The 26057-nt window shown below is 65.7% G+C and carries 20 protein-coding genes; 14 read left to right on the top strand and 6 right to left on the bottom strand.

The features are described 5' to 3' along the window. On the top strand, positions 1-1065 hold the full coding sequence (locus BES08_RS20715) for an LLM class flavin-dependent oxidoreductase (protein ID WP_036527916.1): 1065 nt from the start codon (positions 1-3) through the stop codon (positions 1063-1065). A gap of 16 nt (positions 1066-1081) precedes the next feature. Here BES08_RS20715 and BES08_RS20710 read toward each other — a convergent pair whose 3' ends face one another. After that, positions 1082-1975: a LysR family transcriptional regulator gene (locus BES08_RS20710; RefSeq protein ID WP_008829856.1), complete on the bottom strand. Its 894-nt coding sequence runs from the start codon at positions 1973-1975 to the stop codon at positions 1082-1084. Positions 1976-2157: 182 nt separating this feature from the next. Between BES08_RS20710 and BES08_RS20705 the strand changes: the two genes are divergently transcribed. From BES08_RS20705 to BES08_RS20675, 7 genes are all read left to right on the top strand, one after another. Then, positions 2158-4560: a TonB-dependent receptor gene (locus tag BES08_RS20705; protein ID WP_036527914.1), complete on the top strand. Its 2403-nt coding sequence runs from the start codon at positions 2158-2160 to the stop codon at positions 4558-4560. 309 nt (positions 4561-4869) lie between these two features. Further along, positions 4870-4959, top strand: coding sequence for a potassium-transporting ATPase subunit F (locus BES08_RS20700; protein ID WP_008829858.1), 90 nt, complete (start codon positions 4870-4872; stop codon positions 4957-4959). 12 nt (positions 4960-4971) lie between these two features. Next, a complete protein-coding gene (gene kdpA, locus BES08_RS20695) occupies positions 4972-6675 on the top strand; it encodes a potassium-transporting ATPase subunit KdpA (RefSeq protein ID WP_036527911.1) in 1704 nt (567 codons plus the stop codon). 10 nt (positions 6676-6685) lie between these two features. After that, a complete protein-coding gene (gene kdpB, locus BES08_RS20690) occupies positions 6686-8722 on the top strand; it encodes a potassium-transporting ATPase subunit KdpB (protein ID WP_069709417.1) in 2037 nt (678 codons plus the stop codon). A 204-nt stretch (positions 8723-8926) separates the two neighbouring features. Then, positions 8927-9529, top strand: coding sequence for a potassium-transporting ATPase subunit KdpC (gene kdpC, locus BES08_RS20685; protein ID WP_036527908.1), 603 nt, complete (start codon positions 8927-8929; stop codon positions 9527-9529). 8 nt (positions 9530-9537) lie between these two features. After that, positions 9538-12228 (top strand): DUF4118 domain-containing protein, encoded by a 2691-nt coding sequence (locus BES08_RS20680; RefSeq protein ID WP_036527999.1) that lies wholly within the window; start codon positions 9538-9540, stop codon positions 12226-12228. Continuing rightward, a complete protein-coding gene (locus BES08_RS20675) occupies positions 12225-12920 on the top strand; it encodes a response regulator (RefSeq protein WP_036527905.1) in 696 nt (231 codons plus the stop codon). The genes BES08_RS20680 and BES08_RS20675 overlap by 4 nt, the downstream gene beginning before the upstream one ends. Positions 12921-12935: 15 nt before the next feature. On the opposite strand, the gene BES08_RS20670 is transcribed toward BES08_RS20675, so the two are convergent. After that, positions 12936-14837 carry a potassium transporter Kup gene (locus BES08_RS20670; protein WP_413783099.1) on the bottom strand — a complete coding sequence of 634 codons (1902 nt, stop codon included), beginning with the start codon at positions 14835-14837 and terminating at the stop codon, positions 12936-12938. A 223-nt stretch (positions 14838-15060) separates the two neighbouring features. Here BES08_RS20670 and BES08_RS20665 point away from each other — a divergent pair, with 223 nt between their 5' ends. Next, positions 15061-15321, top strand: coding sequence for a hypothetical protein (locus BES08_RS20665; protein ID WP_008830870.1), 261 nt, complete (start codon positions 15061-15063; stop codon positions 15319-15321). Here the strand turns inward: BES08_RS20665 and BES08_RS33055 are convergent. The 4 genes from BES08_RS33055 to BES08_RS20650 form a co-directional block, all read right to left on the bottom strand. After that, positions 15318-15761: a hypothetical protein gene (locus tag BES08_RS33055; protein ID WP_155986371.1), complete on the bottom strand. Its 444-nt coding sequence runs from the start codon at positions 15759-15761 to the stop codon at positions 15318-15320. The genes BES08_RS20665 and BES08_RS33055 overlap by 4 nt on opposite strands. Then, positions 15716-15886 (bottom strand): hypothetical protein, encoded by a 171-nt coding sequence (locus BES08_RS33050; protein WP_155986369.1) that lies wholly within the window; start codon positions 15884-15886, stop codon positions 15716-15718. The genes BES08_RS33055 and BES08_RS33050 overlap by 46 nt, the downstream gene beginning before the upstream one ends. A 19-nt stretch (positions 15887-15905) precedes the next feature. Next, positions 15906-16403, bottom strand: a complete 498-nt coding sequence (locus BES08_RS20655) for a hypothetical protein (protein WP_197524488.1) — start codon at positions 16401-16403, stop codon at positions 15906-15908. Between the two features lie 61 nt (positions 16404-16464). Continuing rightward, positions 16465-18624, bottom strand: a complete 2160-nt coding sequence (locus BES08_RS20650) for a putative bifunctional diguanylate cyclase/phosphodiesterase (protein WP_051587003.1) — start codon at positions 18622-18624, stop codon at positions 16465-16467. A 667-nt stretch (positions 18625-19291) separates the two neighbouring features. On the opposite strand from BES08_RS20650, the gene BES08_RS20645 reads away from it, so the two are divergent. The 5 genes from BES08_RS20645 to BES08_RS20625 all read left to right on the top strand — a co-directional run bounded on the left by BES08_RS20645 (position 19292) and on the right by BES08_RS20625 (position 25934). Next, entirely contained in the window at positions 19292-20902 is a 1611-nt protein-coding gene (locus tag BES08_RS20645; protein ID WP_231958301.1) for a ShlB/FhaC/HecB family hemolysin secretion/activation protein, read from the top strand. A gap of 58 nt (positions 20903-20960) precedes the next feature. Beyond that, positions 20961-21521, top strand: a complete 561-nt coding sequence (locus BES08_RS20640; RefSeq protein WP_036527898.1) for a 2OG-Fe(II) oxygenase — start codon at positions 20961-20963, stop codon at positions 21519-21521. A 367-nt stretch (positions 21522-21888) separates the two neighbouring features. After that, complete coding sequence (locus BES08_RS32005; RefSeq protein WP_231958299.1) at positions 21889-23118, top strand: autotransporter outer membrane beta-barrel domain-containing protein; 1230 nt, start codon at positions 21889-21891, stop codon at positions 23116-23118. 127 nt (positions 23119-23245) lie between these two features. Continuing rightward, entirely contained in the window at positions 23246-24265 is a 1020-nt protein-coding gene (locus BES08_RS20630) for a ParB/RepB/Spo0J family partition protein (protein WP_069709415.1), read from the top strand. A gap of 598 nt (positions 24266-24863) precedes the next feature. Beyond that, the gene (locus BES08_RS20625; protein WP_231958297.1) at positions 24864-25934 is read left to right on the top strand and encodes a hypothetical protein; all 1071 of its coding nucleotides are present in this window, start codon (positions 24864-24866) and stop codon (positions 25932-25934) included. Positions 25935-26057 lie beyond the last annotated feature (123 nt).

The raw sequence follows: 26057 nt of genomic DNA, 5'->3' as shown, positions 1-26057 counted from the left end.
ATGTCGATCGAGATCATCGGGACTTTCAACCATCGCGAATCCTCGGAGGCGAGCCCGCGTCCGATGGGCATCGTCGAGCCCGACTTCATCGCCCGCCTCGCCGCCGCGTTCGAGGCGGCGGACTTCGACCGCGTGCTGATCGCGCAGGCGGCGACGTGGCCCGACGGCGTGGTCTTCGCCACGCACCTTGCCGGGATCACCAGGCGGCTCAGGTTCATGATCGCGCACCGCCCCGGCTTCGTCGCGCCGACGCTGGCCGCGCGCCAGTTCGCCACGCTCGACCGGCTGAGCGAGGGGCGGGTGGGCGTCCATGTCATCTCCGCCCCCAGCGACACCGAGACGCAGGCCGACGGCGATTTCCTAACCCGCGACGAACGTCACGCCCGCAGTGCCGAATATATCCCGCTGCTGCGCAGGACGTGGAGCGGCGAGCGGTTCGATCACGACGGCACCTTCTATACCTTGCGCGGCGCGCGCTCCGAAGTGGTGCCGGTGCAGGGGGGCGGCATCCCGGTGTTCTTCGGCGGCCAGTCCCCGCGCGCACTGGAAGTCGCGGGGCAGCACGCCGACGTCTACGCCTTCGGCATAGACCGGCTGGACCCCAGCGCCGCACTGATCGCATCGGTACGTGAAGAGGCGCGCAAGGCCGGTCGGACAGTCGATTTCTGCATGTCCACCCGGATCATCGTCGGCCGTACCGAGGGCGAGGCATGGGACAAGGCGCAGGCGGTGCTGGAGGATGTGCGCCGGGGTGTCGAGGACATGGCGCAAAAGGGCGGTCAGCCCGGCGTCCTCGGCAAGAACGAACTGGCCGAAGCGCGCGCCCGCGAAGGCGACGTGCTGGACGAGCGGCTCTGGGTGGGCATCGCCCGCGCCACCGGGTTCCAGAAGGCCGCCAGCACGATCGTCGGCACGCCGGACTCGGTCGCCGCCAGCCTGCTCGCCTATCACCGGCTTGGCGTGAACCGCTTCCTGATCAGCGGCTTCGATCCGATCGCCGACGTCCTGCACCTTGGCGAGCACCTGGTGCCGCGCCTGCGCGCTTTCGCCGAGCTGGCCGCCTGAGCCGGTGCGCGCGCACTCATCCCGGAGGTTTGGAAAGTTCGCGGCGCAGCAGGTTGGCGAATTCCATGACGATCGGACGCAGCGGAATATCGGGGCGGTAGAGCAGCCCGGTCGCGCGCGGGACGGGCATGCCCTCTACTCGCAGCGCCTGCGCCCGGGCGCCGCTCATGTAGTCGTCGGGCATGATGCCGAGGCAGCCTTCGTCCTCGATCATTGCGCGCATCATCCTTGGGGAATCGGTGCGGAAAACCTGATCGGGAAAGCCCATGCCGCCATTGGCGAAGAAGCGATTCATGTCGAGATCCGCGTGGAGGCAGTTTAAATAAACCCAGCGCTCGCGCGTCAATTGTTCAAAAGTAATGACATCATCTATGGCGCATAGGTGGTGCAGTTGTGCTGCATATAGATGGGTTGTTGTAGTAAAAAGTCGCTCATAAGCGATGCCCGCCTGCATGCGGTCCGTCGGGACCATGCTGGCGATCAGTTCGACCCTGCCCTCCAGCACCATCGGCACCAGATCCTCGATCATCCCGATCTTCAGATTGATCGACAGGTGGGGATAGCGCCGCGCGAACTCCGAGAGGATTTTCGGCAGTGCGAGGTCGGCCAGATGTGTGCCGATTCCGACGTTCAGCGCACCCCCCAGACCCTTCGCCAGCCGAGCGATGTCGGCCCTGGCATTGTCCGCTGTGGCGGTCAGCAGGTTGGCGTATTCGTAAAGCACGGAACCTGCCGAAGTCGGCTCAATTCCGTTGTTTCTGCGCACCAGAAGCGGCGTTCCAACGCTCGCTTCGAGGGCGTTCATGCTGCGCGTCAGGGCAGGCTGGGTGAGGTGCACCGCCTTGGCCGCGGCCGAGAACGAACGCTCCTCGATGATGGCGATCAGGTGGCGCAGCTGGCGAAGGTCCATCGTGCTCTCCGGGCGGCGGGACTCAGGGGTCCGGCCTCTGCAGTTTCATAACTGATGGTTATGGGCGGACAACCCAAATTCAATTGAATATCCGATTTTATCCTGAAAACTTCCGTTCCGAAGTCGTGCGATGAATCGAAGTTCATTGACACGCAAATTCCGAAAACAGGGAGAATACCAAGATGCGTTCGAAATCGAAATGCTATGACTTTGGTGCATGCTGCACCGCGCTCATGCTCGTCATGGCCGCCGCGCCTGCCGCGCAGGCCCAGGAAACCCCGGTTGCGCCGTCCGCTCCGCAGGCCGAAGCGGGCACCGACGGCGGGGTGATCATGGTCACTGCCCGTCGCCGCGAGGAGTCGCTGCTGGAGACCCCGGTGACGCTGTCGGTCATGACGGCGGCCAACCTCGCCAAGCTCAACGTCAACAACGTGCTGGACCTGCAGGCATTCACGCCGGGCCTCTATGCGCAGCAGACCAGTTCGGGCCGCGTCGACCGCAGCTACAGCCAGATCGTCATCCGCGGCATCGCCGATCCGCTGAACCCCACCGTCTCGGTGTTTCTCGACGGCACGCCGGTAAACTTCGACGTCATCAACAACCTCGGCAACGAAGTGTCGCGTGTCGAAGTGCTCAAAGGTCCGCAGAGCGCCGCCTTCGGCCGCCAGTCCTTCGCCGGCGCGATCAACGTGGTGACGCGTGATCCGGGCGATGCGTTCCGGTGGAACTTCGACGGCACTGCGGGCAGCTATTCGCTCTATGACATCAAGGCGAGCGTCGAGTTGCCGATCGTCAAGGACGCCATCGGCCTGCGCATCGGCGGGCGCCGCTACGGCTTCGACGGGCAGTACACCAACCCCTACGACGGCAGCCGCCTCGGTGCGCAGCAGACCGAGACGATCAACGGCACGCTGGTGATCAAGCCGTTCGACGGCCTGCGCCTCAAGGCTTTCGGCATGTATCTGGAGGACCATGACGGCGCGGGCGCGGCGGGCTTCTCCAGCCGTCTGCCGGTCAACACCTTCAACTGCAACGCGGGCGCCGCGCCGACCAACGTGAACAACTTCTACTGCGGCAAGATCCCGCAGTTCCCAACCAGCCAGATGGGCCAGAACCCGGCGACGCCCGCGTTCATCGACCAGGTCGTCAACAACTCGCTGGGACGCCTGAACCCGACCTACAAGGCGATCAACGACCACGCGGGTCTGGAGCGCCGCGAGATCGTGACGAACCTTGCGGTGGACTTCACGATCCCCGGCACCGACATCGTGCTCTCGTCGCTGACCGGCTATAACAAGACCCGTTTCCAGAGCAATCAGGACCTCGACGGGCGCGATACCAGCGGCATTCCCAACACCACGGTATCGACGATCCCCGGTTTCGTGGGCGATCCCTTCATCAACTACCCGACCATGGCGATGTACAAGGAAAGCGCCGTCAGCCAGGAATTCCGGGTCACTTCCGGCGCGAACCAGCCGCTGCGCTGGATGGTGGGCGCCAACTACTTCAAGGTCAGCAACCGCAGCTATACGGTCGCGCTCTATCCCAATACGATCCAGGTGTTCGGCGACGGCTCGCTCAATACGCTCGTCGACAAGAGCGTGTTCGGCAGCGTGTCCTACGACTTCTCGCCGCGCTTCACGCTGAACGCCGAAGGGCGCTACATCGAGGAGGAGCTGAAGGTCTACTTCCGCGATCCGCAGACCCTGCGCACCAGCGGCAAGTACAAGCGCTTCGTGCCCCGCGTGTCCGCGCAGTACAAGTTCACGCCGGACCTCATGGGTTACGCGACCTATTCGCGCGGGATGAACAAGGGCGGCTTCAACCTCTCGGTCCTGCCGCTGACCGCCGCTCAGCGCGCTTATCTGGAAGAGCGTGCCTCGGTCACCAACATCTACAAGCCGGCCGTCATCGACAACTACGAACTGGGCCTGAAGGGCACCGTGGCGGATGTGTTCTCCTTCAGCGCGGCGGTCTTCTACGCCAAATGGAAGGACCAGGCGATCACCAACAGCATCCAGGTCCCCAACGCCACCCCGGGCGCCAGCGACATCGGCGTCGGCGTGACCCAGAACACCGGCAGGAGCACGGTGAAGGGCGCCGAGATCGAGGGTAACCTCAAGGTGACCCATGCGCTGTCGCTCAACTTCAACGCCGGGTACAACAAGGTCGAGCTGGACACTTCGATCCCCTGCGCCTCGTGCGTGGCGATCACCGGCAACTCGACGGTGGCGGCGGGCGCGCAGAACCCTGCGGCTCCGGTGTTCACCAGCAACGTCGGCGCGGAATACGGCGTCGATATCGGCGACGGCTACCGCTGGTTCCTGCGCGGCGACTATGCACACCGCAGCCGCATCTACACGACGTACGAGAACATCTCGTGGATCGGCGATGCCAACAAGGTGAACGTGCGCACCGGTATTAGCAGCGAGCATCTCGACGTGCAGTTCTTCGTCAACAACGTGTTCAACGACAAGAGCTACACCGGCGTCCAGACGACGACGAGCCTGCTCGGCGGCAATGCGGTGGTGCTGTCGATGCCGGTCAAGCGCAACGGCGGCATCCGCGTGCGCTTCGGGTTCTGATCCTTCGAACATGGCATGATCGAAAGGCGTCCGGGAGCGAGCTATCGCTTCCGGACGTCGCTTTTTCAGCGAAAATCCGCAGATCATACGCAAATACTATGCGGCCGCGGATTTGTTCGTCTCGAATTCCAACGCCGCGCCATCCTAATGGCTCTGCTGCATTCGACTCGTCCCGCAGCCTTTGCGAGGCGAGCTTGCAGGAGCATTACCCATGCAGGACATCCTCTGGATCGGCCTGACCCTCGCGTTGCTGGCGGCCAGTCTCGGCTACGTCGGCCTGTGCAACAAGGCGTGAGGGGCGCGACCGACATGACCATCGATCTGTGGCTGGCGGGTTTCACCGCACTTGGCCTTCTTGTCTATCTCGTTGCCGTGCTCGCACGGCCCGAGCGGTTCTGAGGGGGCGCCGTCATGACCTTCCAGGGATGGCTGTATATCGCAGCTTTCGTCGGCGTTCTGCTGGCGCTCACCAAACCGATGGGGCTGTGGCTCCACGCGCTGTACGAGGGCCGCCGCACGCCGCTTCATCGTGTGCTCGGACCCGTGGAGCGCGGGTTCTACAGGCTCTCCGGCGTGAACCCGGACGAGGACCAGCCGTGGCATCGCTATGCGGTGCACATGCTGGTGTTCAACGCCGTGCTGCTGCTTCTGACTTATGCGGTGCTGCGCCTGCAAGGCGTGTTGCCGCTCAACGGCCTCGGCTATGCGGGCATCGGCGCGGACGGGGCGTTCAACACCGCCGTCAGCTTCACCACCAATACCAACTGGCAGTGGTACGTGGGCGAGGCGGTGATGAGCAACCTGTCGCAGATGTTCGCGCTGACGATCCATAACTTCCTTTCGGCGGCCACCGGCATCGCGCTGGCCTTCGCGCTGTTCCGTGGGTTCGCGCGCCGCAGCGCTACCGGAATCGGCAACTTCTGGGCCGACATTACGCGCGTGACGCTCTACCTGCTGCTGCCCGCCTGCGTGGGCTACACGCTGTACCTGATTGCGGCGGGCGTGCCGCAGACGCTGGCGGCATCGGTGGACGTCGCCACGCTGGAAGGCGTGAAGCAGACGCTCGCGCTCGGCCCCGTCGCCTCGCAGGAAGCGATCAAGATGCTGGGCACCAATGGTGGCGGCTTCTTCAACGCCAATTCCGCTCACCCCTTCGAGAACCCGGACGCGCTGACCAACTTCGTCCAGATGCTGTCGATCTTCGTGATCGGCACCGGCATGACCTGGTGCTTCGGCAAGGCGGTGGGCAATACCCGCCAGGGCTGGGCGATCCTGGCGGCGATGATGACGATCTTCCTGATCGGCACCGCCGTGGTCTACTGGCAGGAAGCGGCGGGCAACCCGGTGCTCCATCACCTCGGCGTGGGCGGGGGGAACATGGAGGGCAAGGAAGTCCGCTTCGGCGTGGTCGCCTCGGCGCTGTTCTCGGTCGTCACCACGGCGGCGAGCTGCGGCGCGGTCAATGCCATGCATGACAGCTTTACGGCGCTGGGCGGCATGATCCCGCTGTTCAACATCCAGCTGGGCGAAGTCGTCGTCGGCGGCGTCGGCGCAGGGATCTACGGGTTCCTGCTGTTCGCCATCCTTGCCGTCTTCGTCGCGGGTCTGATGGTGGGCCGAACGCCCGAGTACGTCGGCAAGAAGATCGAGAGCCGCGAGGTCAAGCTGGCGGTGCTGGCGATCGCGGTGCTGCCGCTGGTGATCCTGGGCATGACCGCCGTGGCCTCGGTGCTGCCTGCGGGCCTTGCCGGGCCGCTCAACAAGGGGCCGCACGGGTTCTCCGAGATCCTCTACGCCTTCACCAGCGCCGTAGGCAACAACGGCTCGGCCTTCGCGGGGCTGAGTGCGGGCACGCCGTTCTACAACGGCATGCTGGGCGTCGCCATGTGGCTCGGCCGGTTCTTCGTCATCGTGCCGATGCTGGCGATCGCGGGCAGCCTCGCCGCCAAAAGGTACACGCCGGAGACGGCGGGCAGTTTCCCGACCACCGGGCTGCTGTGGACCGGCCTGCTGATCGGCATCGTGCTGATCCTGGGCGGCCTGACCTTTCTTCCCAGCCTCGCCCTTGGCCCTGTCGCCGATCATCTCGCGATGATCCGTGGCCAGCTTTTCTGAGGACCCGACGATGTCCCGATCGCAAACCAAATCCCTGTTCACCGCAGACCTGATCGTTCCGGCGATCGGCGATGCCTTCCGCAAGCTCAATCCGAAGGAGCTGATCCGCAACCCGGTGATGTTCACCACCGCCGTCGTCGCGGTGCTGCTGACGGTGCTGCTCATCGTCGGCCGCGACGGCCTCGACGCCGGGTTCAAGATCCAGCTGGTGCTGTGGCTCTGGTTGACCGTCCTGTTCGGCACGTTCGCCGAGGCGCTGGCCGAAGGGCGCGGCAAGGCGCAGGCCGCCAGCTTGCGTGCGACCAAGGCGGAACTCACTGCCAAGCGGCTGAAGGGTGACGGTAGCCGCTACGACTCCGTCCCCGCCAGCCTGCTGAAAAAGGACGACGTCGTCCTCGTCCAGACCGGCGACCTCATCCCCTCGGACGGCGAAGTCGTCGCCGGTGTCGCCTCGGTCAACGAGGCCGCGATCACCGGCGAGAGCGCGCCCGTGATCCGTGAGGCGGGCGGCGACCGCTCGGCGGTGACGGCGGGCACCCGCGTCATCTCCGACGAGATCCGCGTGCGCGTCACCGTCAATCCGGGGCAGGGCTTCCTCGACCGCATGATCGCGCTGATCGAAGGCGCCGAGCGCCAGAAGACCCCCAACGAGATCGCCCTGACCCTGCTGCTGGTGGGCCTGACGATCATCTTCCTGATCGCCGTCGCCACCATCCCCGGCTTTGCCAGCTATGCGGGCGGTTCGGTGCCGGTGGCGATCCTTGCGGCGCTGCTCATCACGCTGATCCCGACGACGATCGCGGCGCTGCTTTCGGCCATCGGCATCGCGGGCATGGACCGGCTGGTGCGCTTCAACGTGCTGGCGAAGTCCGGCCGCGCGGTGGAGGCAGCGGGCGACATCGACGTGCTGTTGCTCGACAAGACCGGCACCATCACCGTCGGCGACCGTCAGGCCAGCGAGTTCCGCACGGTGGGCGGCGTGGGCATGAGCGAACTTGCCGAAGCCGCGCTGGTCGCCAGCCTTGCCGACGAGACGCCCGAGGGCCGCTCGATCGTCGTGCTGGCGCGCGAGAAGTTCGGCCAGACCGCGACAGCGCTTCCCGAGGGCGCCGAGGTCATCCCCTTCACCGCGCAGACCCGCATCTCCGGCGTCAACACCGGCGGGCGCGTGATCCAGAAGGGCGCGGTGCAGGCGATCCTTGCCGCCAATCCCGGCGCGGGGGCGACTGCCGCCGCCACTGAACTGCGCCGCATCGCCGACGAGATCGGCCGCGCGGGCGGCACGCCGCTGGCGGTTGCGGTCGATGGCAGGCTGCTGGGCGCGATCTTCCTCAAGGATATCGTCAAGGCCGGCATCCGCGAGCGCTTCGGCGAACTGCGCGCGATGGGCATCCGCACCGTCATGATCACCGGCGACAACCCGCTGACGGCGGCCTCGATCGCGGCGGAATCGGGGGTGGACGACTTCCTCGCCGAAGCCACGCCGGAGGACAAGCTGGCGCTGATCCGCAAGGAGCAGCAGGGCGGCCGCCTCGTCGCCATGTGCGGCGACGGCACCAACGACGCCCCCGCGCTGGCGCAGGCGGACGTCGGCGTCGCCATGAACACCGGCACCCAGGCCGCGCGCGAGGCGGGCAACATGGTCGACCTCGACAGCGACCCGACCAAGCTGATCGAGGTCGTCGGCCTCGGCAAGCAACTGCTGATGACGCGCGGCGCGCTGACGACGTTCTCGGTGGCGAACGACGTGGCCAAGTACTTCGCGATCATCCCGGCAATGTTCGTGGCGCTCTACCCCGGCCCCGGCGTGCTCAACGTGATGGGCCTGTCGAGCCCGCAGAGCGCGATCCTTTCGGCGATCATCTTCAACGCGCTCATCATCCCCTGCCTCGTGCCGCTGGCGCTGCGCGGCGTCACGTACAAGCCGATGGGCGCGGGACCGCTGCTGGCGCGCAACCTTGCGGTCTACGGCCTTGGCGGGCTGATCGCGCCGTTCGTCGGCATCAAGCTCATCGATCTCGCGGTCGGCGGGCTGGGACTGGCGTGAGGATGACGGCGAACTGAACCTTCTCTTTCCCGTCATTCCCGCGAAGGCGGGAACCCATCTCGTGAAGTAGCCGATCGCACGGCCATCAGATCGGTCCCCGCCTTCGCGGGGATGACGGGAAAAAAGGGTAAACCTCTCAACACCGCTCAGGCTGAGCTTGTCGAAGCCCCCGAGGCGAAGCGCAGGCTCACAGGAGACAGACAAATGACCAACGATATTTCAAGCTCGCTGCGCCCCGCGCTCGTGATGACCGGGCTTTTCGCCATTCTGCTCGGCCTTGCCTATCCGCTGGCGATGACCGGGATCGGGCAAGCGCTGTTCCCGCGTCAGGCGAATGGCAGCCTCGTCACCGAAAGCGGCAGGGTGATCGGCTCCACCGTGGTCGGGCAGGCCTTCACTTCGGAGCGCTACTTCAACACCCGGCCTTCGGCGGCGGGCGCTTCCGATCAGGGGGGCTACGACGGCCTTGCCTCCTCCGGGTCCAACCTCGGCCCCGCCTCACAGGCGCTGCACGACCGGGTGCAGGCCGATCTCCAACGCATGCAGGCTGCGACACCAGGGCGTCCCGTTCCGTCCGACCTGGTGACCACCTCCGCCTCGGGGCTCGACCCCGATATCAGCCCCGAGGCGGCCTTGTATCAGGTGGACCGCGTGGCCCGCGCGCGCGGGCTCGAACCCGACGCGCTGCGCCGCCTCGTCGCGGGCAGCATCGAGGAGCCGGTGCTCGGCTTCATCGGCGACCGCCGCGTCAACGTGTTCGAACTCAATCGACGACTGGATGCATTGCGCGCTAAGCCGGTCCCGTGAACGAGCGCGTGAACGATACTGGCCGCCCATCGCCCGAAGCCCTCCTGCGCGCCGCCGCGCGGGAGGGGCGCGGCCGTCTCAAGATCTTCCTCGGCGCCGCGCCCGGCGTCGGCAAGACCTGGGAGATGCTGACCGAAGGCCACCAGCGCCGCGCGGCGGGGGTGGACGTGGTCGTCGGTGTCGTGGAAACGCACGGGCGGCGAGAGACCGGGGCGCTGGTGGAGGGGCACGAGGTGATCCCCCGCCGCACGGTGGACCACGTCGGTCACTCGCTGGGCGAGATGGACATCGACGCCATCCTCGCCCGCGCGCCTGCCCTGGTGCTGGTCGATGAACTCGCGCATACCAACGTACCCGGCAGCCGCCATCCCAAGCGCTATCAGGACGTCGAGGAATTGCTCGACGCCGGGATCGACGTCTGTTCCACGCTCAACATCCAGCACGTCGAGAGCCTGAACGATGTGGTCGCCTCCTTCACCCGCGTTCGCGTGCGCGAGACGGTGCCCGATTCGATACTCGAACAGGCCGAGATCGAAGTCGTCGACATTCCGCCCGACGAACTGATCGAGCGGCTCAGGGACGGCAAGGTCTACGTGCCGCACGAGGCGACGCGCGCGCTGGGGCACTTCTTCTCCAAGTCCAACCTCACCGCGCTGCGCGAACTGGCGCTGCGCCGTGCGGCGCAGGCGGTGGACGCGCAGATGCTGGAGCACGTGCGCGCCCATGCGCTGGCGGGCAGCTTCGCGGTGGGCGAACGCATCGTCGTCGCCGTCAGCGAGCACCCCCATGCCGCCGGACTGGTGCGGGCGGGCAAGCGCATGGCCGACGCCCTGCGCGCGCCTTGGACCGCCGTGCACATCGAAACGCGGCGCGACCAGCACTTCTCCGATCGCGAGCGCCGACAGCTGGCCGATACCCTCGCGCTGGCCTCGCGCCTCGGTGCTTCCACCGCCAGCATTCCGGCGGTGGGCGTGGTCGAGGGGCTGGGCGGCTTCGCGAAGGATGCCCGCGCAACGCAGATCGTCATCGGCAAGTCGCACCGCTCATGGTGGTTCGAGGCGCGGCACGGCTCGGTGGTGGACCGGCTGGTGCGCACGATCGGCGACGTCGCCGTGCACGTCCTGCCTTCGGGCGAGCCGGTTGCCAGTGGCCGCAAGCCCGAAAGGAGGCGAGGTCAACGATGGGGGCAATGGGGCCATCCGGGGCATTACCTGGGGGCGCTGCTGATGGTCGCGGCAATGACCGTGCTCGGCCGTCTGCTGGTCGAGGTGATCGACCTTGGCAACATCGCGCTGCTCTACCTGATCCCGGTGATGTTCGCGGCGGCCTCGTTCTCGCTGCGGGCGGGGCTGTTCGCGGGGCTGGCCTCCAGCCTCGCCTACAATTTCTTCTTCCTGCCGCCGACCGGCACGCTGACCGTTGCCAATCCCGAGAACGTGATCTCGATCCTGGTGCTGCTGGGCGTGGCGGTGGTCACCAGCCAGTTCGCCGCGCGGGTCCGCGCGCAGGCCGACCTCGCAGGCGCCAGCGCACGCCAGAACGCCGCGCTTGCCAGCTTCTCGCGCCAGTTGACGGCGGCGGCCACGCAGGACGAGCTGATGCAGGCGATCTGCGCCGAAGTCGCCCGTCTGCTCGACGTGCGCGCGGTGCTGCTGCTGCCCTCGCTGGCAGGCCCGGACCTCGCCGCCGCCTATCCGCCCGAGGACCGGATGGATCAGATCGAACTGGCCGCCGCACAATGGGCGATCGATAATGAGCAGCCCGCCGGGCGCGGCTCGGCGACGCTGACCGCCTCCGACTGGCTATTTCACCCGCTGCGTGCGTCCGCCGCATCCGGCCGAGGCGTGATGGCGGTCCTCGGCATCGCGCGCGCGGATGCCGGCGACCCGGTGCGATCGGACGAAGTGCCGCTGCTGATGAGCCTGCTCGATCAGGCCTCGATCGCCTTCGACCGCATGGCGCTGGAGGAGGAGAACCTCAAGGCGCAAGCCGTGGGCGAGCGCGACCGGCTACGCGCGGCGTTGCTCTCGTCGGTCAGCCATGACTTGCGCACGCCGCTCACCACGATCCTGACGGCGGCGCGGGAGTTCAGGACGCACCCGTCGCCCGACCTCGTCGAGACCATCGATGCCGAGGCGCAGCGCCTCAACCGCTTCGTCGCCAACCTGCTCGACATGGCCCGCGTCGAGGCGGGCGCGCTGCCGATGAAGCCCGAAGCGACCGACCTGTTCGACGCGGTTGCCAGTGCCGTCCACGATACCCGCAATGCGCTGCAAGGGAGGCAGATCGACCTCGACATTGCGCCGGACATACCATTGGTGCGGCTTGATCCGGTGCTGCTGCACCACTGCCTCATCAACCTGCTCGACAACGCCGGGCGCTATGGCGAACCCGGGACGCCGATCCTGGTGCGCTGCCGTCGTTCGCCGGGCGCCTTGCGGTTGTCGGTGATCGATCGGGGGCCGGGCATTCCGCCGGGTCAGGAAAAGCGCGTGTTCGAGACGTTCACCCGGCTCGAAGGCTCCGACCGGGTGCGCCATGGCACCGGGCTCGGCCTCGCCATCGTCAAGGGTTTCGCCGAGGCCATGGGCCTGTCGGTCGAGGCCGCCAACGCCGAGGACCCCTTCGGCGCCTGCTTCACCATCCGTATTCCCGAGGCGCTGATCATCCGGCACCTCGACAATGAGGACATGCCATGAAGACCCGCCACAAGGTGCTCATCGTCGATGACGAGCCGCATATCCGGCGCCTGATCCAGACGGCGCTCGGAAGGGCCGACTATGCGACGGTCGAGGCAGGCAACGCGCGCGAGACGATGGAGCGGCTGCGCGAGGAGCGCCCAGATCTCGTGCTGCTGGACCTTGGCCTGCCCGATCGTGACGGGCTGGAACTGGTGCCGCTGATCAAGAAGGAGACCGATGCGACGCTGATCATCGTCTCGGCGCGCGATGCCACGGACGAAAAGGTGGCGGCGCTGGATCTGGGGGCAGACGATTACCTGACCAAGCCGTTCGACACTGACGAACTGCTGGCGCGCCTGCGCGTGGCGCTGCGGCACCGGATGGCGCGGGGCGGCGGCGTGTCGGCCGTGACTGCGGGTGACGTGTCGATCGACCTGATGGAGCGGCGCATCACCAAGGCGGGCAGGGAAGTGCACCTCACGCCCAAGGAATATGCCGTGGTCGCGCAACTGGCGCAGCATCCGGGGCGGGTCATCACGCACCACCAGATCATGATGCAGGTCTGGCCGTCCGAGAACGAGCGCCACGTCGAATACCTGCGCGTGCTGGTGCGCAGCCTGCGGCAGAAGCTGGAGGACGATCCGCAGCGCCCGCAAATCATCGGCAACGAGATCGGCGTGGGCTATCGCCTGCACGTGTCGCCGGAGTGACGGGCGCGCGGGCTCTCAGATCTCCACTTGCGAGCCGAGTTCGACGACACGGTTCGTCGGCAGGTTGAAGAACTCCATCGGCGTCGCCGCATTGCGGATCATCCACGCGAAGAGCTTCTCGCGCCAGAGCGCCATGCCGGGCTTCTCGGAGGCGATCAGGGTCTGGCGGCTGAGGAAGTAGCTCGTGTCCATCGACCCGAACGGCGCGCCGCAGGTGGTGACGGCCTTGAGCGAGGCGGGAATGTCCACGTCCTCGAGGAAGCCGTGGCGCAGGCGCATGCGGTAGAAGTTTGCGCCGTGATCGGCGATGGTGATGCGGCCTTCCTCCGGCATCGACGGCACCGCTTCGGTCGTCACCGTGAGGATGACGATGCGCTCGTGCAACACCTTGTTGTGCTTGACGTTGTGGAGCAGCGCGGGCGGCACACCATCGCTGGTTGAGGAGAGGAAGACGGCCGTACCCGCGACGCGGCGCACCGATCCGGCGGTGGACTTGATGAACAGGTCGAGGTCGATGGCCCCTTCCGCAAGATAGCGGCGCATGACCTTGCGGCCCGTGGACCACGTGGTGAGCATTACGAAGACGATCGCGGCGACCAGCAGGGGGAACCAGCCGCCGTCGGGGATCTTCGTCGCGTTCGACAGGAAGTAGGCGCCATCGATGATCAGGAACAGTCCGGTGACAGTCCCCGCCACCACCGGCGGCCAGCGCCAGACGCTGAAGGTGAGGACACCCAGCATGCAGGCGGTGATCACCATCGTCCCCGTCACCGCGATGCCGTAAGCCGCCGCCAGACTGCTCGAGGAGCGGAACGATAGCACCAGCAGGACGACGAAGACCAGCAGCGCCCAGTTGACGATCGGCACGTAGACTTGCCCCTCCGCCGAAGCGCTGGTGTGGAGGATGCGCAGCCTCGGCAAGAAGCCGAGCTGCACCGCCTGGCGGGTGATCGAGAACGCGCCCGAAATCACCGCCTGGCTGGCGATGACGGTGGCCAGCGTCGCGAGGATCACCAGCGGCAGTCGTGCCCATTCCGGGGCGAGCAGGAAGAAGGGATTGCTCGCCGCCTCGGGATGGTCGAGCAGCAGAGCGCCCTGTCCCATGTAGTTGAGCATGAGGCAGGGCAGCGCGGCGTAGAGCCAGGCGATGCTGATGGCCTTGCGGCCGAAATGCCCCATGTCGGCATAGAGCGCCTCCGCGCCGGTCACCGCCAGCACCACCGACCCCAGCGCGAGGAACGCCAGCCTGGGATCGAGCGCGAAGAAGTGCCAGGCCCAGTACGGGTTGACGATGCCGATGATCTGAGGATGGACGATGATGTTGGTCACGCCCAGCACCGCGAGAACAACGAAGTACACCGCCATGACCGGCCCGAAGAATGCGCCGACCCGCTCGGTGCCGTGCTTCTGGATCAGGAACAGGCCGAGCAGGATGACGATCGCGATCGGCAGCACCAGTTCGCCCAGCGACGTCTCCACGACGGTAAGTCCCTCGACCGCCGACAGCACGGAGATGGCGGGGGTGATGATCGCATCGCCATAGAACAGCGCGGTCGCGATCACGCCCAGCATCGCGATCACCGGCGTCCAGCGCGTTTCGCCCAGGCTCCGCCCGATCAGCGCGAGGAGGGCCATCGAGCCGCCTTCGCCCTCGTTGTCGGCGCGCATGACGATGAAGACATACTTGAACGTCACGATCAGCGTCATCGTCCAGAAGATCAGCGAGAGCACGCCGAAGATGTGAGCGTGGTCCACCGCCAGTGGATGGTGCCCGACGAAGCTCTCCTTGAGGGCGTAAAGCGGGGACGTGCCGATGTCCCCGAACACCACGCCCAGCGCACCGAGCGCGAGCGTCGGTAGCCGCCCGTGAGGCCCGCTGCCGTGGCCCGAAATCGCACCGGTCTGGTCGCTGCTCAAGTCATGCCCTCTTGGTTGCTTTGCCCGATGCCCATGCCATGGAACCGCATTTGATCTCCATATCGGCAAGATGGCGAACACATATGATCGGCATATGATTTGCATTTTTCCGGCGCGAGTTCCGGCGTGATCTTATGCAATCTCAATGCGGAGCCACAGGTTCCCCTCTCGAATTGCTATGCGAAGGTGCGTAGCTGAAGCGCCTCCTCAAGGGAGGTGATGTATGATCCGTTGGCATGAAACTCTGGCGGCGCAGATCGGCTTGCGCATCGGCGGCCTCGCTGTCCTGACGCTCGCGGCGATGACGGTGCGCGTGCTGTACACGCGGGTGCACGCCCATCCGCCCGCACCGGCCGGCCTTGCCGATCTTGGCCTGTGCGCGATCGTCGTCGTGCTCATGGTCGTGGGCGATGCCCTGCTGTTCGCGGGGCCGGCCTTGTGGAAGCAGGTGATGGTCCCCGGGCGCTGGTCGGCTACGGCCTAGCGGAGATCGAACTCGATCGGCACGGTCAGTTCCACGGTATCCGGACGTCCCGCATGAATGGCGGGCAGGGCCGGATAGCGGCGGAAGCGCCCCAGGTGAGCGAGCACCGATGCTTCCCAGTCCGGCCGGGTATCGCTGGACAGCCGGAGCGCTGCCGGAGCGGCGATGGCCTTCGGTGCCGTCGTCTGGGGCATCGGCGGGCCGGGATCGACGATCTCCACCGGCTCGGAGGCGAGGGGCTCGTTGGCCGGTGCGGTGACGAGCACGACCATCGGCTGGGGCGGAATTTCCCGGTCCGGCTGCGGCCTGGCCTCCTGCCTCTCGACGCGGGTTGGCCCCGGAGCGACGTCGCGTTCCGGTTCTGGCGGGGGCGCCAGCGACTGCAATTCGACGGTCAGCGGGGAGAGTTCGGCATGACCACGCGCTGCGGCGTCTGCCATGTGAACAGCGCGGCCAGCAGGGCCAATACCGCAATGCCGGTCGTCCCGGAAAGCCCCGCCAGACGCGCGGGCCAACTGGTGGGCTGATCGCAATAGCGCTGGCTCGAGGTCGTCGAAGCCGCCATGGGAAAGGCGCGCGTGATCTCAGCCGAGGCAGTCGTTGCGGGCGTGCATGATCGCGCTGTTTATGATGATCGGGTCCGCGACCGAGGCCGAGTTCGGGAAGCCGCCGGCACTGTACGTGTCGCTGACGGTGTCGTTCGCCCAGGCGGTGGCGCGGACATCGATCCAGCGGCTGCCGGGCTGCCACTTGTACTCGGCGTTATAGGCTTTCGCATGGACCTTGCTGAGCGGACACTGGACGTTGCCGAAGTAGTTGCCGCGTTTCCGGAAAGCGTCGGCTCCCATCAGGTCCACGTCGCCGAGATGGGCGGCGGCTGCGAGACGGATCGCGCGGTCTCCGGCGAAGAAGCTCTCGTTGTCGTCGGAGGTACACAGATTCACGCGCAATGAAGGGTCGCAATAGGGGAACGTGGGTGAGCCACCGGTCGAGCACAGGAAGTCCGGCACGTCATTGTAATTCTGGCCGGTCAGCAGGGTGGGCAGGCCGCGCGGACTGGCAGAACAGTTTTTGCGAACCAATCTCGAAAAGGAGGTTGCGAAAGTTTCCCCCTTGCGCGACGTTCGATTGTCGCCGGAGCCCTCAGGACATCGCGAACAGAGCTTGCGCCGCCAGGGCGTCGGCCGGCTTGCCGAAATAGTATCCCTGAATCTTCCGGCAGCCGAGCTTGCGTACCATATCGACTTCCCGGCGGGTCTCGACCCCTTCCGCCGTCGTGCTCATGCCCAGACTTTCCGCCATCGTCACTACCGCCTGCAGGATGGCCAGGCATTCCCGGTTGCCGCCCGCCGCGCCATTGACGAACGACCGGTCCAGCTTGATGGTGGAAAAGCGCATCCTGCGCAGGTATCCCAGCGACGAATAGCCAGTGCCGAAGTCGTCCAGCGCCACTGTGCATCCCACCGCCATGACGTGCTCCAGAGCGGTGCAGGCGCGCGTCGCATCGCTCAGGAAGATGCTTTCGGTCACCTCGATCTCCAGGCGCTCGGGAGCAAGGCCGCTCGTCGTCAGGGCGCCGATGACACTGGACACGAAGTTCGGGTCCAGCAACTGCTCTCCCGATACGTTGACGGCGATGCGCACGTCTCCGGGCCAGCTTGCGGCTGCCTTGCAGGCTTCGTGCATGATCCATTCGCCGATCGGCACGATGAGGCGCGTTTCTTCCGCGATCGGGATGAATTTTTCCGGGCTGACGGGACCGTACTCGGTGCTCCGCCAGCGCAGCAGCGCCTCGAAGCTGACGACCGCTTCCGATTGCGCATCGACCACGGGCTGGAAGGCGAGGTGCAGTTCGTCCCGCTTCATGGCGCTTCGCAATGCGATCTCCAGCTTGCGGCGCTCCTCGGCCTGCGCGTGGAAGCTGCGCTCGTAGCGGCAGTGCGAATTGCTGCGGGTTTCCTTGGCACGATATAGCGCCAGATCGGCGTTGCGCATGATCGTCTCGGCGGTGGAGCCGTCATGCGGGCCGACCGCCCAGCCGATCGATGCGCCCACGAATACCGTATGCTGGCCGATCTCGTAAGGCTGGATCAGGCGGTCCGTGATGCGCCGGACCAGCAGCCTTACCCGATCGAGGTCGGATGCCTCGGGAATGACCACCGCGAAGGCGCCGCCGCTGAAGCGACCGCACATGTCGCTGTCGGCGATCTGCTCCCTGAGACGTTCGGCGACGCGCGCCAGCAAGGTGTCGCCGACGTCGTGGCCGAGCGTGTCGTTCACCGCCTTGAAGCGATCGAGATCGATCATCAGGAACGCGCAGGCATTACGCCGCCGCAGCCCGCTGCGATCGAGCGCCGCAGCCAGTACTTCAGTGAGTTTTGCCCTATTCGGCAACCCGGTCAGCGCATCGTAATGCGCCAGCCGGGTCATCATTTCGAGAGTTACGCGGCTTTCGGTAATGTCGCAGCCGGTGCCGCGATAGCCGGTGAATATGCCTTCCTGGTAGTGCGGCTCGCCTGAAAGTTTCCACCAGCGCGGGCGGTCGTCCACTCTGACCTGCATGGCAAGGCCAGAGAAATCCTCACGGCGTTTCATGCGCTCGGCGAGTTCGGTCCCATCGGAAGGCGCATCTCCGGCACGTGCTCCGGCGATCAGTCTGCGCAGCGAAATGCCTTTCAGATCGGATGGATCGCGCCCGGTCGCCAGTGCGAACCCGCGTGATACCTCGGTCAGACGCCGGGTCGCATCGGTTTGCCAGTGCCAGTGTGCATCGTCGTGTCCGAACTCGCATTGGAACGGCAGGGTAGCCGCATCATCGCTGGACGGTTGCGCGCCGGGTGCCGAGGCGGGCCGTATCGAGCGCCGCCGCTCTACGATCACGGTGGAGGTTGTCGCCATGAACAGAAGCGCGATGGCCGCCATGCCCGGATTGGTCGCATAGAGGAACCAGGCTGCGCTGGAGATGCCGACGATGCCGGAGAAAAAGAAAGTGGTTATCGGCGCCGAGGTCGCGCGAAGTGCCGAGGCTGCCATCATCACCGCGAGCACCGCCCACAGTTGCGTCGCCGCTTCCGTACCGATCTGCGATCCGAAAGCCCACAAGGGAAAGACCCATGCCAATGCCGAAAGCACGGCGCCGAGGTAGAACGACGGCAAGCTCGAAGATAGCTCGTGCCGCGAGCGTTCCAGCCGGACGGCGTAAAACTGGGCGAGTGCGACTGCGGCAAGCCATGCGACGATCACCGCAGGCGCGGCTTCCCCCGCCAGCAGAATAGCGACGGCCATTGCCGCGAAAGCGTGCATGATCGCGTCCCTTATGATCGGCGCAGAACCGGTCGGGGCTCCGGTAACGGGGGCCGACGCGGTCGCGGTGATCGTCAGTGGGGGATCCTCAGGCAGCATCTTGTTTGCTTCATGCCTTTCTCGTGCTTTCCTTCTAAGCGATAGGATCGTAAAAGTTAGCGGCACGTAAATGCTTGTTAGCGCGATGAATTGATGCGCATCGAAGATGGCGTTCCGAAGAGAATTCGGCAGTACTATTGATGGGGTTTCTGTCTTCCTAGCCCGATCCACCGGGCATCCCGTGCGGTATCGCAACCGATCCGACGCTACCCCTCTGCCCCTGTTCTGCCTGCGATTTTGTATTCCCTGGCCCCGTTTGCGTAACGATCGAGACGGTTTTCCAAGGGTCGCGCCTTTCTTGCTTGCGGGACGGACGGGATTCTGGCGAGCGGCGGCTTTTTGCCAATGTGGATTGCGTGCTCGATACCCTCGAAGCGGCTGCGATTGGGCGTGAACGGCTGGCATCGCTTCGTAACCTGCAGGCGGGCAACTTCCGCATCGCAAAGCGGCACAAGGCAGGCAGCCGAAGATCATGAGGGCAATTCCCGAACGCGCGCGGCACAGCGCGAAGTGCAGACCTGCAATCTCCGGAGCGATCCGGCGTGGTCTGCTTGCCGTGGGGGCGGCTTTGACGCTTGTTGCTCCGCATGCGCTGGCGCAGGGCTCGACCGTGCTCAACCAGTCACCGACCATCGATCGCGACAGGCTCGACCGTCAGGATCCGGCGATCCCGCGCGCCGCGCCGCCGACGGAACTTCCATCCGCCCCCGTGAGCGTGGATACTGCAGCCTCTACCGTCGCGTTGAAGGAGGTACGCTATCTTGGTTCCACGCTCGATCGCAAGGTGCTGGACGCGGCGACCGGTCCCTTCATTGGCGGCCCGCTGGACCGGGACACACTGCAGAAACTGGCGAACGCGGTCAGCGGGGCCTATGCCAAGAGCGACATCGCATTCTATGCAGTGAGCATCCCGGCGCAATCGGCGTCCGGCGGTGTGCTGACGGTGCGGGTGCTCGAAGGACGGATCGTGCACTATGCTCTGGCGGGCGAGACCAGCAGCACGCCGAAGCGGCTCATCGACGCGCATATAAAGCGCCTGATGCGTGAGACACCGACGCACAAGTCCACGATCGAGCGGACACTGTCCCTCCTGCGGGACATTCCGGGGCAGACCGTACAGGCCAAGTTGCGCGGCACGGCGACACCCGGCGAACTTGCGCTGGACCTGGACGTGAGCCGCAAGCAGGTCGAGATCACCGTCAATCTCAACAACCGGGGCGTCTTCAACGTGACCACCGGGGCGCAGGCCCAGGTCGGGGTGGCATTCAATGGCCTGCTCCGCGAAGGCGACAGCACCCGTCTGTCAGGCTACGTTCCGTTGCAGCCACGGCGCTACCAGCTCTACTCGGCAAGTCACCAGACGCCGATCGGATCGAGCGGCACCACGATAGGCGTGAGCGGTGCCTACGTGCGCACCCGGACCCGCGATCTCGACATATTGGGAGAAGCCAAGCAGGTCGGCATCGTCGTCAGTCATCCGCTGGTCCGCAGCTATCAGCGCAACCTTACGCTGACCGCCTCGCTGGACGGGACCAACAGCGACAACTATTATCTCGACACCGCCTTTGGCGGTTTTCGTACGCGCGCCGCCCGTCTGGGCGCAAGCTGGTCGGCGATCGGGAAGACGAGCGGCTACGGCATCTCGCTATCGCTTAGCCATGGCTTGAGCGGACTGGGCGCGCAGGCGATCGAGGGATATTCGCGCACGGCGTTTCGAAAGGCGAACGTTCAGGCCACCTTCGTAACGGAACTCGATTCCAGACTTGCCGCGAAAGTTAACTTGCGAGGCCAGTACAGTCCCGATCGCCTGCCCACGACCGAGCGCTTCGTTTTGGGCGGCGAGGGGGCGGGCCTTGCCTACCGTGACGGGTTCCTGACTGCGGACAAGGCTGTGGCCGGAGGCGCGGAGCTATCCTGGCGTGCGCTTGGCGGCAAGTCGAGCGCGAGAGCGCTAACATTATTCACGTACGTCGATGGCGCGCTCGCGCATTCGCGGGCGCGTCCGATTTATGGTTTGATCAGCCAGGACTACTCGCTGGCGTCCGCCGGAGGAGGCATCCGCATTACTCCGCTCAAGGGCTGGACGGCGACCGGACAAGTTGCCGTTCCGGTCAAGAAGCCCTTCGATGGAATGAGCAGCAAGGCACGGTTCTTCTTCAGCGTGTCGCGAACACTCTGACCACCCGTTTTGCGTACACGCAAAAATTGCGCACAGACAGAAATACAGGGGCTCATTCATGCAGAACGTGTGGGAAGCATGGTCCGGCGCGCTGTCGCCGGCCGAATGCGACAAGATCCTTGCGCGCGCCAGGAAATATCCGGAAGCGGATGCGACGATCGGTTTCTCCGATACCTTGCGCAGCGATCTTGGGTATCGCAGCTCGACGATCCGTTGGCTCGATGCGATTCAGGAGCGCGACATCGTGGCGCGCCTCATGACCCTGGTGCGTTCTTCGAACCGAACCAACTTCGGCGTGGATATAGATCTACCTTACGAAATCCAGTTCACCGAATACCGGGCCACCAACAACGGGCATTATGACTGGCATCAGGATGTCTGGCTGGAATCCACCCGTCCCTACGCACGCAAGCTATCGGTCGTGGTGCAGTTGTCGGCACCGAATGAGTACAAGGGCGGCGAATTCGAGTTCTTCGGTATCCAGAGCCCCGGCGAGACGTTTGCCGGAAGGGGCAGCGTCCTGATCTTCCCGTCCTTCCTGCAGCATAGGGTGCTACCGGTAACCGAAGGGTTGCGCCGCAGCCTCGTAACCTGGGTCGAAGGCCCGAACTGGCGCTGACTCCGGGCGGTGCGCAGGAAGGGCGTGCAAGAAGGGCGTGCTCTCGCTCCATATTTCCTTCCATCGACCATTGGCCCTTCCTTCGATTGCCTGCTGCTACTGGCACCGATGTGATCCCTTTTGTTCGGGTAGCCCGCAAAAGCGCAAAACGGCATGCGAGCGCTCGGGAAGGCTGGGGTCGCGAGCCCAACCGGCGGGCGAGGCGCGCAAATCCAGTGTCGATGTATGGAAAATGGATCGAGACAGGCTTTTGCGGGAAGGTCCCGTAGCGAGGGCAGTTCGACTGGCCAGGTGTACGCACCGACTTAAGATCATGGGCAAAGTTCAAGGCGATCAGAGCCTTGCAGCAACAGCGGAGGAAATGAACTTGCGCCACGTAATTCCCGGCTCGGCGACGCGCCTTGCAATCGGCCTCGCGGCATGCGCTGTCACTTTCGGCATTCAATCCGGATCGGCCTTCGCGCAGAACTACGAAGCCGATGCGACCACGCCCGGCCAGGCGGCAGTAGGCGGCGCGCTGGACGCGGTCGCTCCTTCCGCGGCGAGCGGCTACGCAAGCATTCTCGATGCCATCGACGCTTTGCCGAACGCGGCTGCGCGGGCCGAGGCGCTGGGGCAGCTTGGTGCGGCGGCCTATCGTTTGATGCCGCGACTCTCGATCCAGTCGATGGACGCCACCGATCGTGAAATCCGGGGCTATCTTGCCCAGCGCCGCGAACTGGCGCTCGATGCCTCGCCGGGCGTGCCAGCAAGCGGTGACCGCACCATCAACGTGATGGTCAGTTACGGGCTCAAGCAGGGCGACTATCACGCCAGGCCGGACCGGCCCCGCGCCAATTTCGATAGCCGTTCCATCCGGGCCGGCTTCGACATCTCGCCGGTGCCGGGCCTGATCCTGGGTACGTCGATCGGCATCGACGGCATCGACGCCAACCTCGACCGCAGCGAGCGGCCACGCAGCACGCTCTTCAATGCGAACATCACGCCTTACGCCAGCTATACCAGCGGTCCATATTACGTGGATGCGACCGCGGGCTATACCCGCAGCTGGTATCAGCTGCGTCGGCAGGTCGGCTTCACTGGTTTCAGCGACCAGCTTCAGTCCGGGCCGAACGGCGATAACGCCGCGGCCACGGTCGAGGGCGGTGGCATCGTCAAGCTCGGCGTCCTTCGGGCGCAACCTTTCGCCGGGCTTCACTACCGTTACGCGGACCTCGGCGGCTTCGTCGAAAGCGGCGGCGCGGCTTCGCTGGCGGTCGCCAAGTTCAAGACGGAATCGGTACGCACCAGTCTGGGCCTGAGGGCGTCGGCATCGCTGACCAGGGGCGCGTGGACCTTGCGGCCCAGCGTGGAAGCACAGTGGCAGCGCGAATTGCGCTCGCGGCCGGAAAGCCGGATCGAGGCGATCTTCCTTCAGGGTGGCACGCCGATCTTCACGCTGCCGTCCACCCGCTATGACCGCGATGGTGCGGTCGTCGGGGCGGGCATCAGCGCAGTGCACGGCGAGCGGACGGCGCTGCGCCTATCCTATTCGGGCGAGTTCGCAAACGACCGCCGGATCCACGGCTTCGCGGTCACGGCCAACCATCGCTTCTGAGGCGAAAGGTTTTCGCGGCGAAATGGAGCCGATCTGAACCTAGTTCGCCGGGCGGCGGAGCCATTCCTTTCGCTATGTAAGGCCCGGGTTCGGCCCGATCGGATCATAGCAGAGAAGGGGACGCACGGTGGGGAGCTTTGTTCGCGATATCTTGACGACGCTGTCGTACGAGCCGGAACCGGCGGAGGCCTTGCGCTTCGAGAGCGAGGAGCTTTCGCGCCTGGACCAGCGGCTGGCTGGCGTCGCGCAGGGAGGTGGCAGGGGACGGACGGCGATTTCGATCCGCCCGTCGGATTGTTCGGTGTGGGACGGTAATCCGCGCGACGTTCCGGGCCTTTCGGCTGAAAGTTGCCGTTCCTTGATAGAATCTATCGCGCAGGAGGATGGCAACCGCATTCCGGTGCTGGTCCGCCATAATGCGCCGGGGGCGGATTGTCCTTATGAGCTTCTGGTCGGCAGTCGGCGGCGTTTTTGTGTCGAATTGCTGAACAACAACGGGCGGCCTGAAATCCGCCTCAACGCGATGATCGTCGATCTTACCGACGAGGAAGCGTTTCGCCTTGCCGACATCGAGAACCGCGAACGTGAGGACATCACCGAACTCGACCGTGCGCGCAGCTACCAGAGCGCCGTCGATCGCTTCTATGGCGGCGTACAATCCCGCATGGCAGAGGCGCTGAACCTGTCTAACAGCCAGCTCAGCCGGCTGTTGTCCCTGGCACAGATGCCGGACGAGGTCGTCGACGCCTTTGCCACGCGTGAGGAACTGCGCGTCCGCCATTCCGAAGTGCTGACGCCGCTGCTTCGCCGCGCCGAGCAGCGGGAGCGCGTGCTGGTTGCGGCTCGGGCGATCGGTCAGGAACAGCAGCGTTTCGCCACGGCGGGCGAGAAGATGATTTCCGCCGCGACCGTCCTGTCCCGCCTGAAGCATGCGGCGGGCGAAGGGGCTTCCTCACACGGCAGCGAAACGGTGCTGATGGTGGGAGATGCGCGGGTAGGGCGCGTCCGCTCCGTCAAGGACGGCTTGTCGGTGGAGCTGACCCTGTCGCTCGACGCGGACCTCGATCAGGCGCTGGCGATCGTCCGCGAAGCCGTTCTGGACAGCCGGGCGCGACTCGCCCGGGAGATCGACGCGGCCGCGGATTGAATCGCAGCGGCCCGGCGTCTGAAAACCAGCAGGCACGGATATAAATAGCCTTCATTCCGGCTGCATCTTCCAGCCCGCGCGCAAACTGGGGTTTGCACGCGGGCTGTCGTTTTTTGCGGGTTCTTGCCGGAGTTGAAGCGCAGGATTTCGTCCGATGAGCGCCTTGCGCAAGGTTTTGCGCGGCGCCCGGCGCGGTTTGCGAAGCGCCCCGAACGCGCCGTGCGGCGATGTTTCCTTCCTCGCACCGGGGCGGCTTCTTCTGGACGCGATGTCTTTCCCGACAGTGTCTTAGCCTTTGCGGACTGGGCATTTCATGGAGGACAACAAGATGCCGCGAAACAAGCCGCGCAAATCCACAAGGCACATGTTGCTTTGTGCGAGCGCAATTCCCCTTCTCCTGCTTGGCGCCTGCGCCGACGGCGTAGGCTTCCGCGTGGGTGCCGGCGGCGGTGGCACCCCGTCAGGCCCGAGCGGCCCAAGCGGCCCCTCCGGTCCGAGTGACCCGTCAGGCCCCGGCGGTCCGACTGGCCCCGGCGGTCCGACCGGCCCTGGCGGCCCGACCGGCCCTGGCGGTCCGACTGGTAGCTACACCGGTCCTGTGGCCGGCGTCGGGATCGGCGGCACGCCCATCCTGGGGCCGAGCGGGTCCGGCACGCTCATCGACGTGAACGTGGCGCCGAACGCCGCCACGGGCAACGGCGGCACTATCGCCGTCGATGTGCTCACTGGCAATGGCCATGTCGTCAACGTCGCTCTGCCGACGACCCCTCAGCAGACGCAGGAGGCTCTTGCTCCTGTCGGTTCGCTGGTCGGGTCCCTGCTCGGCGAACAGATCGGCTCGACCGTCACGCAAGTCACCAACGGGCTCTCCCCGACGGTGTCGGTGGTGACCTCGACCGTCAGCCAGGTGACCACGCCGGTACTCGGTACCGTCGATGCGATACTGGCACCGGTGGTGGGACAAGGCGGCGTCCTTGGTCCGCTCACCGGACAACTGGGCGGCCTGCTCGGCGGCGTCACCGGCAACTTGCCCGGCGGCGGTTCCGGCACGGCACCGACCTATACCGGACCGTTGGTCGGGCTGGACCTTGGCAACAATGTTCTGACCGGACCGAGCACGAGCGGCACCCTGGCCGGTGTCAACGTGCTGTCCAACGCTCCGGGGCTGGTGTCCGGGCAGCTGGTTACGGCCGACGTGCTGGCGGATGGGAACGTCCTTGACGTGACCCTTCCGACGACGGCGGCAGGCGTGGCACAGGGGCTTGCCCCGGTAGGCAACCTCGCCGGCGCGGTGCTGGGAGCACAAGTCGGCTCCACGGTGACGCAGGTTACCAACGGACTTGCTCCGGTGGTGGCTCCGGTCACGAGCGCGGTGGATAGCATCGTATCGCCGGTGCTCGACACCCTGAACGGCACCCTTGGCCAAGCCATCGGCGGCGTGGGTTCGGGCCAGACCGGTGGGACGGTCCTTGCTCCGGTAACCGGCGTTGTCGGCGGTCTGCTCGGCGGTACGGGGCCGGGTTCCGGTGCAGCAGGCCTGCTCGCTCCCGTCACCGGGGCTGTGAGCGGCGTGCTGGGCGCAGCCGGCTCCGGCACAGGCACTGGCAATGTCCTCGCACCGGTCACCGGACTGGTCGGGGGACTGCTGGGGGGCGGCACGGGCAACTGAACTGAGGCCGGCGTGTCCACCGCCTTGTTGCCCTCCCCCTGGTTGGACACGCCGCAGCCCGACCTCGGATAACGAGGTGGGGGGAGGGGACGGCCCTTGCCGTGGGTCGTCCCCTCTAACTGC

Source organism: Novosphingobium resinovorum (assembly GCF_001742225.1).
GTDB classification, from domain to species: Bacteria; Pseudomonadota; Alphaproteobacteria; order Sphingomonadales; family Sphingomonadaceae; genus Novosphingobium; species Novosphingobium resinovorum_A.
Note: the sequence above shows the minus strand (reverse complement) of the source record. Positions and strands in the feature narration are given on the sequence as shown.